This is a genomic window from Lishizhenia sp. (genome assembly GCF_057456495.1).
Genome location: NZ_JBVCPV010000119.1, coordinates 1 through 9,228, shown reverse-complemented (window position 1 = coordinate 9,228; position 9,228 = coordinate 1). Strand labels below are relative to the sequence as shown.

The 9,228-nt window shown below is 36.9% G+C and carries 10 protein-coding genes and 1 pseudogene; 8 read left to right on the top strand and 3 right to left on the bottom strand.

All coding sequences use genetic code 11. The annotated features are described in order from the left end of the window. From AC22ZQ_RS09455 to pyrH, 7 genes are all read left to right on the top strand, one after another. Nucleotides 1-913: hypothetical protein (locus AC22ZQ_RS09455; protein ID WP_318958537.1), on the top strand; the 913-nt coding region annotated here is incomplete at its 5' end. A gap of 150 nt (nucleotides 914-1,063) precedes the next feature. Then, entirely contained in the window at nucleotides 1,064-1,795 is a 732-nt protein-coding gene (locus tag AC22ZQ_RS09450; protein ID WP_318958536.1) for a hypothetical protein, read from the top strand. A gap of 216 nt (nucleotides 1,796-2,011) precedes the next feature. Beyond that, on the top strand, nucleotides 2,012-2,467 hold the full coding sequence (rplM, locus tag AC22ZQ_RS09445; RefSeq protein ID WP_318958535.1) for a 50S ribosomal protein L13: 456 nt from the start codon (nucleotides 2,012-2,014) through the stop codon (nucleotides 2,465-2,467). 5 nt (nucleotides 2,468-2,472) lie between these two features. Further along, entirely contained in the window at nucleotides 2,473-2,859 is a 387-nt protein-coding gene (gene rpsI / locus AC22ZQ_RS09440) for a 30S ribosomal protein S9 (RefSeq protein WP_318958534.1), read from the top strand. A 114-nt stretch (nucleotides 2,860-2,973) separates the two neighbouring features. After that, a complete protein-coding gene (rpsB, locus tag AC22ZQ_RS09435) occupies nucleotides 2,974-3,744 on the top strand; it encodes a 30S ribosomal protein S2 (RefSeq protein ID WP_318958533.1) in 771 nt (256 codons plus the stop codon). Nucleotides 3,745-3,772: 28 nt separating this feature from the next. Beyond that, entirely contained in the window at nucleotides 3,773-4,591 is an 819-nt protein-coding gene (gene tsf, locus AC22ZQ_RS09430) for a translation elongation factor Ts (RefSeq protein WP_318958532.1), read from the top strand. A 181-nt stretch (nucleotides 4,592-4,772) separates the two neighbouring features. Then, a complete protein-coding gene (pyrH, locus tag AC22ZQ_RS09425; protein WP_318958531.1) occupies nucleotides 4,773-5,477 on the top strand; it encodes a UMP kinase in 705 nt (234 codons plus the stop codon). Between the two features lie 254 nt (nucleotides 5,478-5,731). Here pyrH and AC22ZQ_RS09420 read toward each other — a convergent pair whose 3' ends face one another. Next, the gene (locus AC22ZQ_RS09420) at nucleotides 5,732-7,375 is read right to left on the bottom strand and encodes a DUF6909 family protein (RefSeq protein ID WP_318958530.1); all 1,644 of its coding nucleotides are present in this window, start codon (nucleotides 7,373-7,375) and stop codon (nucleotides 5,732-5,734) included. Nucleotides 7,376-7,547: 172 nt separating this feature from the next. Between AC22ZQ_RS09420 and frr the strand changes: the two genes are divergently transcribed. Next, the gene (gene frr, locus AC22ZQ_RS09415) at nucleotides 7,548-8,111 is read left to right on the top strand and encodes a ribosome recycling factor (protein ID WP_318958529.1); all 564 of its coding nucleotides are present in this window, start codon (nucleotides 7,548-7,550) and stop codon (nucleotides 8,109-8,111) included. A 70-nt stretch (nucleotides 8,112-8,181) separates the two neighbouring features. Here the strand turns inward: frr and gldC are convergent, their stop codons facing one another. Together gldC and AC22ZQ_RS09405 are read right to left on the bottom strand one after the other, a co-directional pair. Beyond that, nucleotides 8,182-8,529, bottom strand: coding sequence for a gliding motility protein GldC (gene gldC, locus AC22ZQ_RS09410; RefSeq protein WP_318958528.1), 348 nt, complete (start codon nucleotides 8,527-8,529; stop codon nucleotides 8,182-8,184). A 1-nt stretch (nucleotide 8,530) separates the two neighbouring features. After that, nucleotides 8,531-9,139 (bottom strand): annotated as a pseudogene (locus AC22ZQ_RS09405) (gliding motility protein GldB-related protein); the annotation flags it as partial. Between the last annotated feature and the right edge of the window lie 89 nt (nucleotides 9,140-9,228).

The window sequence follows — 9,228 nt, the reverse complement described above, 5'->3', positions numbered from 1 at the left end:
AATCACAGATGAGCAAGGCAATGTAATTATTTCTTACCTACAAGGAAAAGGAATGAAAAAGGATAATTACGAACAGTTTGTGATGAAAATTGACAATGAGGGTCAGACTGTTTTTAATGAAATGTACGGTGTAGGTATTTATAACGTTGCAGGTAAAATTAAAGTGTTCAATGAAGATGTTGTACTCTTTGGTCAATACTCTGATAAGGGTGCTCGACCAGATGGTGTCTTTTTGAAATCTTACAATAAAAAAGGTGACGTTGTCAAGGATATTAAATACAACTGGTCTAGAAAGATTAGTCCGAAAATTTCAACAACCATAAAAAATAACGACGACAACATTAAAGATTCTCCTCAATTCATTATTAATGATGTCGTAAGATCTGGTGAAGGTTTTAAAATTATCACAGAAACTGTAAAGTTAAGTCCTTCTGTAGGAGGATCTGCAACTATAGGAGCAGGTGGAGGAACGGCGTTTACGATTAATACGGCGTTTAGATTTGGATCTTTTGTCATCTTAGAAATTGATGAACGACTTGCCCTTAAAAATGTGCAAGTGGTAAAAAATAAAGCCAACAAAATTGTTGTGGAAGGAGTTGCAACAAGTGTTACCCAGCTTAGAGGTTTACTAGAAGCATATAAAATGAGTAACTTCAAATATGTAACTGAAAAAGATGGAGAAATGATCTTAGTATTCATTCAAAGAAAAGGAATGTTTAGTTCTTTGTCTTTATGTGCCGCTACCATTTCATCAGATAAAGATTATTTAGAGAACGAATTACCTGAGGATGCCTTAGGTGATTTAGGAAGAATCTACTATTTCGATGCTTTGCCAAGTGATGATAGTAATAAGGTGACATACTACTATATGAAGAAAGACCAATTGGTATTCTCTCAAATTGAATTGTTATAAAACTGAAGGTATTCATTATGGTAATGTTTTTTACTGAGCTTTGTCATATATTATACAGAAGCGTCATCTCTTTGAGGTGGCGCTTTTTTTGTTAAAATGCAAGGCTGAAAAATATTTTTCGTGTAACTTGTTATCATAAAACCTAATATCATGAAAAAACTAATCATTTTCACACTACTATCTTTTACATTTTCCATTTCTGCCCAAGAGATTGGTGTTAGGACGTATTGGTCTGTAGCTCCCTTCCAGACTCCCATTCAAAAAACGAAAGGTGAGAAAATTGGAAAAACGGAAAGAGGAGACTTCTATAAACAGAATGAAACGGGGCTCTCTATTTATTTTCAAACGCCTATTTCCAAATCTAAAAAGTGGAGTTTGCTAGCGCAATATTCTCATGCTTTTCAAGTGAATTTTAAAAGTGTTAGGTATGACCACGATTTGTCTACTACTTCAAGTGACAATCCAGCACTTACAACAGAAACCGTTTCAGTAAATAAATCAATGATTCAATGGGGGGTGGCAAGAAACATTTCTATCCAAAAATTAGGAATAGATATATCTCCAAGAGTTTTATTAACGGGAAAACATTACCCTTCCAAAAATTCCTATCCACTAACGTCAGGAAATGTTATGTTAAATCTATCTTCAGGTAATACTTGGCTCAAAGCGAACATAGGTACAACCATTAGTAAAACTTTTAAATCACATTTTAGAGTTGGCTTTTCTTTAGACACTGATTTTTTCGACAGGGCTGAATATACATCCTATGAAAGTAATGCTGGTGTTAGACAAGATTTATGGTTCCACCACCTTTTCGTAGATAGTGGAACGATTACGATCCATAACTTAATGATGAGCCTAAGCATTGGTTATAAGTTCTAAGGATTCTTATTTTGAAAAAGTTAGGGCGTCACCTCTTTGAGGTGACGCTTTTTTGTTTAGTTTTGTTCAGTCTCAAGTGAGCAAATAAACAATAAATCAATCCTTTATCAATCTTTTCCACCGAGGACTTGTGAATAAAATTTACTTGTACTATCTTTGCAGCCCCGTTTCAAGTATGGAATGGGGAAATTGTCTTATTTAATAAATTAAAAAAGAGTGGATACATTAAGTTACAAAACAGTATCTGGTAACAAAGAAACTGCTGATAAAAAGTGGTTGTTAGTAGATGCAGAGGGACAGACTTTAGGTCGTCTAGCAAGTAAGGTAGCGAAGTTGATCCGTGGTAAACACAAGCCCAACTTCACTCCTCACGCAGATTGTGGTGATAACGTAATCGTTATTAACGCAGAGAAAATCGTACTTTCAGGAAACAAGTGGTCAGACAAAACTTACATCCGTCACACAGGCTACCCAGGTGGACAGCGTTCATTAACTGCAGAAGAGTTAATGGCTAAGCGTCCTATCCGTATGGTAGAGATGGCTGTTAAAGGAATGTTACCTAAGAACAAATTAGGTCGCCAGTTGTACAGAAATTTAATCGTGGTTGAAGGTGCTGAGCACAAGCATGAAGCACAGAAGCCAGCGAATTTTGATCTTGAATCATTCAAATAAGAAAAATGGAAGTAATTAACACATTAGGAAGAAGAAAAACTTCAGTAGCTAGAGTTTACCTTACTAAGGGAACTGGAAATGTTACTGTTAACAATAGAGATTACAAGGAGTTTTTCCCAGTAGCTGTATTACAATCTAAGATTGTTCAGCCGTTTGAATTAACTGAAACTGTTGGACAGTATGACGTTAAAATCAACGTAGCAGGTGGAGGAGTAAATGGACAAGCAGAAGCTATCCGTTTAGGTATCTCAAGAGCTCTTGTAAAAATTGATGAGGAAATGAAGCCAGCATTGAAAGCTGAAGGTTTAATGACGCGTGACCCAAGAATGGTTGAGCGTAAGAAGCCAGGTCAGCCGAAAGCTCGTAAGAAATTCCAATTCTCGAAACGTTAATCGAAGATTATATTTTGGCGCTTGTTTAGCATCTAAGTTCTTGAGAACCCTTTCTTTCATTAGAAACCCTCAGGCCCTGATACTAAAGGAACGTAAACAATAAAGAAAATTAAAATGTCAAAAGTAGAATTTAAAGATTTATTAGACGCAGGTGTACACTTTGGACACCTTAAAAGAAAGTGGAATCCAGCGATGGCTCCTTACATCTTTGCTGAGCAAAAAGGTATCCACATTATCGATTTAAATAAGACAATTGCTCACTTGGATCAAGCGTGTGCAGCAATGAAGCAAATTGCTAAGTCAGGAAAGAAAATTTTATTCGTTGCTACTAAGAAGCAAGCGAAAGAAATTATCGCTGATAAAGTTAGCACAGTGAACATGCCATTCGTTACTGAAAGATGGTCAGGTGGTATGTTAACTAACTTCGCTACAACACGTAAGTCAGTTCGTAAGATGACATCTATCGACAAAATGAAGACAGATGGAACTTGGGATACACTTTCTAAAAGAGAGCGTCTATTCAAAACACGTCAGAGAGAGAAATTAGAAAAGAACTTTGGTTCTATCGCAGATATGACTCGTCAGCCAGCAGCGATCTTCATCGTTGATGTATTGAAAGAGCACATTGCGTTGAAAGAGGCGAAGCGTTTGAATATTCCAGTATTTGCTATGGTAGATACTAACTCAGACCCACGTCCAGTTGATTTCGCTATTCCATCTAACGATGATGCAACAAAATCTATCTCTATCATTATGGATGCTGTTACATCTTCTATCAAAGAAGGTTTAGAAGAAAGAAAAGCTGCTAAGAAAGAGGCTCCAAAAAAGGAGACTGCTAAAACTGAAGCTCCAAAGGCTGCAGCAGCAAAAGAAGAAGAAGAATAAAATACTAATTGAATAAAATTTTTTACACATGGCAATTACAGCTGCACAAGTAAAAGAATTAAGAGATAAGACAGGAGCTGGGATGATGGACTGTAAAAAGGCATTATCTGAAGCAAATGGAGATTTCGAACAAGCAATCGACATCCTTCGTAAGAAAGGGCAAAAAGTTGCTGCTAAGAGAGGTGAAAACGAAGCTAAAGAAGGTGTTATCTTCGCTGAGTCTAAAGGAAACGTTGGTTACATGTTACAGTTGAACTGTGAGACTGACTTCGTTGCTAAGAATGATGACTTCAGAAACTTTGTTACTTCTATCTTAAACATCGGTATGGAAAACGGTGCTTCTTCAGTTGAAGAATTGAACGCTTTGAAATACGATGATAAATTAACAGTTGCTGAGAAAATTACTGAGCAAGTTGGTGTAATCGGAGAGAAATTAGATTTATCTAACTTCGCGAAGGTTGAAGCTGCTGAGGTTGTAGCTTACAACCACCCAGGTAACCAATTGGCTACTTTAGTTGCTTTGAACAAAGAAGGTAATGCAGAAGCTGGTAAGCAAGTTGCTATGCAAGTTGCGGCAATGAATCCATTAGCGTTAAACAAAGATGGAATCGATGCTGAAACTGTTGCTAGAGAATTAGAAGTTGGTAAAGATTTGGCGATCCAAGAAGGTAAGCCTGCTGAAATGGCTGAGAAAATTGCTCAAGGTCGTTTAGGTAAATTCTTCAAAGAAAACACTTTGTTGAGCCAAGCTTCTATTAAAGATAACAAGCAATCAGTAGAGCAGTACTTACAGTCTATCGATAAAGACTTAACTGTTACTGAATTCAAGCGTTTCTCTTTAAGCTAAGAAAAAGCTATTCAAAATATAAAAAAGGCTGTCCCCTAGGGATGGCCTTTTTTGTTTCTGGTAAATTGTATGAGACGCATCCCGGATAATCGTCAACCAGAAATCTCTCCGCTATTTTTTATACAAAAGCTTGTTTTTTCATACATTTTAGAAGTATTTTTGTCCAAATCAAAAGGAATAGATGCAGTACAAAAGAATTCTTCTAAAATTGAGTGGTGAAGCACTCATGGGTGATAAGCAGTTTGGTATTGATAACGATAGAATTACGCAATACGCAACGCAAATTAAAGAAATCGTAGACCTAGGTGTTGAGGTAGCCATAGTAATTGGTGGTGGTAACATCTTTAGAGGAGTTCAAGCGCAACAAGGAGGTATGGATAGAACACATGGTGACTACATGGGAATGTTAGCTACTATGATCAATGCCATGGCGCTTCAATCTGCTTTAGAAGCACAAGATATTAAGACGCGTTTACAATCAGCTATTGAAATGAAAGAGATAGCAGAGCCTTACATTCGTCGTAAAGCAGTTCGTCACCTTGAAAAAGGTAGAGTTGTAATCTTTGGAGCAGGAACTGGTAACCCATTCTTTACTACAGATTCTGCAGCTTCTTTAAGAGCGATAGAAATTGAGGCAGATGTAATCTTGAAAGGAACTCGTGTAGATGGAATTTACACAGCTGATCCAGAGAAGGATGAAAATGCAGAAAAGTTCGATAACATTAGTTTTGACGATGTTTACGCGAAGGGATTAAACGTGATGGATATGACAGCCTTTACTTTATGTAAGGAAAATGATCTTCCTATCGTTGTATTTGATATGAACACTCCTGGAAACTTGAGAAAAGTTGTGGAAGGTGATCAAGTAGGAACACTTGTTAATTAAGAATTAAGAATTAAGAATTGCGAATGAAGAATTAATTCTCGTTCAAATGTATATAGAGCCACTCTTTTTTGAGTGGCTTTTTTTATGTTCAAACAGGGGGAGAAGTGGCAGCTTACTTTGGGCAAGGTTTAGCAGCACTTAAAAGTTGGGGTACGACCAGCGGAAGTGCACAAAATATTTAGTGATACTTTGCCATGCGTGAAGTACCTAGAACGGATGGCCCGGCGGTTTGCCAATTAAATATAAGGAAAGTCTTACCTCAAGATTTGTTGCAGTATTTTTTTAGTAATGATATAAGTTGGTTTTACACCCGTTAATCCCAATCCTCCAGAGGCAAGGGTAGAGCCCGTTTTTAGAGGGTTATCTGACGCGTAATAAGCGTATCTTACTGTAACACCCTCGCTAATACTTTTTCGAATCTTAGAAGCGCTCTGTATGGCCTTTTGATAGTGTGCGCCTTCCATTTCTAAACCTATCATGCCCCAAGTGGAAGTTTTGAAATATTCTAATACATCTTTGTTTTGTAAAGAGGTTCCTAACACGGTAATCATTGGACCGCATTGTACCTTCAAATCTTCGTGCTGAAAATCGGAAAGGTGAAGTTCGTTTTGGAAAGGATAATTGTCGGCCGTACCTTCAAAGACATGAGCAGTAGGTAACATTATATCTCCTTTGTCTCCCTCTAAAATACCTGCTTTACCCATAATAGAAATGGATTCAACTTTTAGTTTGATTTCTTCTTTTTCAAGTCTTAAAGGTTTTAACAATTCGTCCATACTTTCGTATGCTTGTTCACCAAAGGCGTAGTCCATAACCAACAATACGGCATTACTTGCTTTTGATTTTTCTAAGTAACTATGGTTAAGGTTCACTTGAGCAAGATCTATGATTTGTACATCTATATTGGTTCCCGTATCGTCTTTGATAAAATGTAAGCCGTGTTGTTTTGCATAGCGCATAACCTTTTTTCTGTCTGCCTTGTTTTCTGTCTGACTCAATTGCTGAAAACAATCCATGGCATTTTCAGTTTGCATGCTTTGCTTTCCATAGAGGTAATTCATTACACTGTGCATGTTGGCAGAGATAATATGAAGAGGCCTGTTTAATAGCTGTAACTCTTGTAATTTTTGTTTCAGTTTCGTTGCCCAGATATCTCCGTAGATATGATGCCCTATGCGTTGTCTCAAAGTTTTGGAAAAGGTAATTACACGCTTGTCTTTGTTTTGGATTTCATCCAAAGCTAGTTTTCCCAAACCATAGATTAAATGAAGAAAGCGGTGCGGATGATGTTCATTGGCAAATTGGAGGTAAACATTTTTAGTTTCTGTAAAACTTCTTCCTATAATGGTAGAGGTATGAATAAGTGCGAGTTCAATTTCCTCTTCAGTCAATTCTGACTTTTGCAGGGCTTCTTCTAGTTTTTTCCACTCGCGTATAGTGTCCTTTTCATCTTCTCTTAGCACATGGTGCGCTATTTTATGCGACTCTATAAAGAGAAAGGTAAGGTGGGTGAGTATATCGTATACATCAGATCTACCGCGGGTAATTTCAATATTGATTTGTTCTTCGTCTAAGAGGTAACATTTTCTTCTACGTTTAGGAGGAATGATTACTGGAATGTGTGTGTCTTTATAGCCTTCGTCAGAAGTTAAATGGATGAATTTACAATTTTCTATGCCTTCAGGTAAACGGTCGAGCACATAGAACAAACCGTTAATTTCTAATTTATCCTCAGCGATGGCACCATAAATTTCAGGTTGGAGTTCGAGCAAGGCTTCACGCAGGGTTTTCCCAGAAACACCCATGGGTTTGTAAAAACCACGGTTCATTAAATGTCGCATTGTAATGTATAATCTTCCGATGGCATTACTGGCCACTCTTGCTTTGCTTTTATCCATAGTCTTAAAATAATAATTCTGCAGCTATATACTGTGAAAGAAAGATGAACTTATCTTAAATTTTTTTGCGGGTTCAATTTCCTTTTATATCAACGAAAAAGTTTAGGGGAACCATATCCTAAGCAAACATTAATTATATTTGTTACTTATTTTTGTGAAAACAATTTGAGACATGACTGAGGAAGTACAAATGGCGTTCGATGAGTTTAAAGGTGCGAACGAAAAAACAATAGAACATTTAGATAACGTATTATTGAAAATACGTGCAGGTAAAGCAAATCCATCTATGTTGCAAAGTGTAATGGTAGATTACTACGGTTCTCCAACACCATTGGCGCAGGTAGCAAACGTAAGTACTATTGATGCAAGAACCATTACTGTACAACCTTGGGAAAAAGCAATGTTAGACGAATGTTCGAGAGGAATTATCAATGCGAACTTAGGATTGGCACCGCAAAATAACGGAGAGATGTTGATTATCAGTGTTCCTGCGTTAACAGAAGAAAGACGTAAAGATCTTTGTAAAAAAGCAAAAGCTGAAGGTGAAGACGCTAAAGTAGGTGTGCGTAACAATAGAAAAGACGCAATGGATTTCATTAAGAATCTTAAAAATGACGGACTTTCTGAAGATGAAGCAAAATCAGCAGAAGATCAAATTCAAACCATTACTAACCAGTACGTGGCGCGTATTGATGATAAAGTAGCGTTGAAAGAGAAAGATATCATGACTATCTAATAGATAGTAAAGACATAAAAAAAAGGCTGTCCAATTGGATAGCCTTTTTTTATGGTAAATAATGTATAACCTATTCTGGTAAGATTTCCATTTTTTGTGCAAAGTGGTAACAGTAATCACGTAAATCTTCTGTAATTAAGTTTTCACCTGTTGCACGCTCAAATGTGTCTGCCATTGTCAATAAAGTCTGGTGGAAGAATTGTTTCATTTCTTCGATGGACATATCCTTGGTCCACAAATCAATTTTCATGGTGTTTTTTTCCTTCGGATCCCATAAAGAAAGTAGCATTGCGCTTGCTTCTTTGTCCATCACATTTCCATCCTCAGCGTTCCATTTCATACGCACAGGAACGTTGTTCTCATTGGTTCCAACGTCTACTTTAATGCTCGACGTTTTTACTATTTTATCTTCTGACATATTATTTTGTATCGTAAGATTGTAAAATCTTGTTGTAGTCTATTTCTAATAATTGAGGCAAAGATACATCTTCATTTTTATCCATGAAGGATTTTACCATTTGCCATCCTAAAAACTGTCCCATTCTGTCGGGAGAGTCGTCTGGAAGACCAACTGTATACGGACCTTCATTCAATAAATTGGCCTTATCTCTTTCAGTATTGTCAAACAACAATTTCTGATCTACTAAATATTTCCAGAACATCCCTTCGTGTTCACGAGCGTATTTTAATTCTTCTGTAGTATAACGCATGATGTCTTCGTCTTTAGCTTCTGGGAAGGCAGCTTCTACACAATAGATTACCTTACCTGCGTGTATGATGTTCTCGATAAGCTTTCCGGTTGGAACTTTGAAAATATTCGCTTGTAACCAAGCCTGTACAACATCTCTTGGAATATAGCTCTTCACCATGCGTCTACGTTGCCATGCGTAAAGATTATCCGTAGGAATGTTTTTAATCATTTCGTTGTCTTCTCCTAAATAGAACTCAAGTCCAACAGAAATAGCGCTATCAGAAGCATGAACTTTAGCGAAGAGATTGTTCATCCAAATCAATTCGGTGGGTAGTGGGGCTTCTGGTAAGTGTTATTTAACATGTTTAAAGCATTCATTGATTTTTTTTTCAAGAAGCTGAATATCAAACGCTTGCGCTTTCTCTT

Bases quoted from the DNA above. Each gene is read 5' to 3' on its own strand.
- frr (WP_318958529.1), top strand. From the start codon at position 7,548: ATGACTGAGGAAGTACAAATGGCGTTCGATGAGTTTAAAGGTGCGAAC.
- rpsI (WP_318958534.1), top strand. From the start codon at position 2,473: ATGGAAGTAATTAACACATTAGGAAGAAGAAAAACTTCAGTAGCTAGA.
- tsf (WP_318958532.1), top strand. From the start codon at position 3,773: ATGGCAATTACAGCTGCACAAGTAAAAGAATTAAGAGATAAGACAGGA.
- AC22ZQ_RS09420 (WP_318958530.1), bottom strand. From the start codon at position 7,375: ATGGATAAAAGCAAAGCAAGAGTGGCCAGTAATGCCATCGGAAGATTA.
- AC22ZQ_RS09450 (WP_318958536.1), top strand. From the start codon at position 1,064: ATGAAAAAACTAATCATTTTCACACTACTATCTTTTACATTTTCCATT.
- gldC (WP_318958528.1), bottom strand. From the start codon at position 8,529: ATGTCAGAAGATAAAATAGTAAAAACGTCGAGCATTAAAGTAGACGTT.
- pyrH (WP_318958531.1), top strand. From the start codon at position 4,773: ATGCAGTACAAAAGAATTCTTCTAAAATTGAGTGGTGAAGCACTCATG.
- rpsB (WP_318958533.1), top strand. From the start codon at position 2,974: ATGTCAAAAGTAGAATTTAAAGATTTATTAGACGCAGGTGTACACTTT.